The sequence below is a fragment of the Halorubrum sp. Atlit-28R genome (assembly GCF_003665955.1).
Lineage (GTDB): Archaea > Halobacteriota > Halobacteria > Halobacteriales > Haloferacaceae > Halorubrum > Halorubrum tropicale.
Genome location: NZ_QPLS01000034.1, coordinates 1 through 1,168, shown reverse-complemented (window position 1 = coordinate 1,168; position 1,168 = coordinate 1). Strand labels below are relative to the sequence as shown.

Here is a 1,168-nt window from a genome sequence, read left to right as displayed (position 1 = left end):
CCCATTCACGCCCGTCGAGCACGACACCACACAGGAGGTCTACACGCTGCTCCACAGCATGAGCCACGCACTCGTCTCGACGGCGAGCGACCAGTGCGGGTTGGCCACCGAGAGCATCTCTGAGATGATCATGCCTGCCATCCCGGCCATCGTCCTGTACGCGAAGAGCGCGGAACACTTCGCGCTCGGCGGGATGGCCACCCTCTTCGAGACGCGCATCCACCCCTGGGTCGATCACACCATCGACTACACCGAGCAGTGCCTGCTCGACCCCCCATGTAGCCGAGATGAGACCGGTGCTGCCTGCCACGCGTGTCTTCACTTGAACACCGTCTCCTGCGAGTCGATGAACGAGTACCTCGACCGCCGTCGTCTGGTGGGCGGCTACGATTCCACTCCGTTCTGGGATATCTGAACGATGGTCAAGGCTGGAGACTTATCCCCGGAGACCGACCTCGATTTTACGATCGCCGACGTACTGTCGCCAACCCTCATCCAGGAAGTGCGCCGGTACCTCCGTGAGCAACATGAAGCCTCCGAGCGCGTGCGGACGAATCGTGCCGAGCTCAACGACGCGCTTGAAAACCAGCTCGGTCAGCGACAGGCCGAGGCCCTCTGGATCGGACTGAGCGCGAACGACGCTGCAGAAGAGGTGCCTGCAGGAAAATCCTACGTGGAGTACGACTTCCTCATCGACACCGGTGCGGCCCTCACCGTCCTGGACAAGCAGCTCGTTGCGGCCCAGTACCGCGAGCAAAGGCCCACCCAACCGGCCGATGAAGTGAATTTGGTTGTCACCATCCCTGATGAGGTGAGCCTGCTCAACGACGAAGCCGTGTCCCACACGGCCGGCCGTGTCCGCGAGCTCGTGTTGGGGGCGGAGGAGACTGTCCGGCTTGCCAACCCGTACTTCGACCCCGAGGAGTCCATCCTCAATGACCTTGCGAGCCTTCCCAAGCGAGGCGTCGACACTCGCATTCTGACTCGGGAGACATCGGATCCCGACCGGCAACTCGCCCGCTCGCTCAACAAGATCTACCACCTCAGCGGGGATAGACGCGACCGGCTCGAGGTTCGTGACCTCTATGAGCGAGACGAGCAGACCGGTTTCCAGCGGTTGGCCACGCACGCCAAAATCGTCATCGTCGACGACTCGCACTACTACGTC

General features: G+C 62.2%; 2 protein-coding genes. Both read left to right on the top strand.

Annotation, left to right across the window (positions count from 1 at the left end; translation table 11 throughout):
* Positions 1-415 (top strand): Zn-binding domain-containing protein (locus tag DVK06_RS16620; protein WP_342764966.1); only part of this gene is annotated, 415 nt, incomplete at its 5' end.
* A gap of 3 nt (positions 416-418) precedes the next feature.
* On the top strand, positions 419-1,168 hold a 750-nt coding region (locus DVK06_RS16615), incomplete at its 3' end, for a phospholipase D-like domain-containing protein (protein ID WP_147438142.1).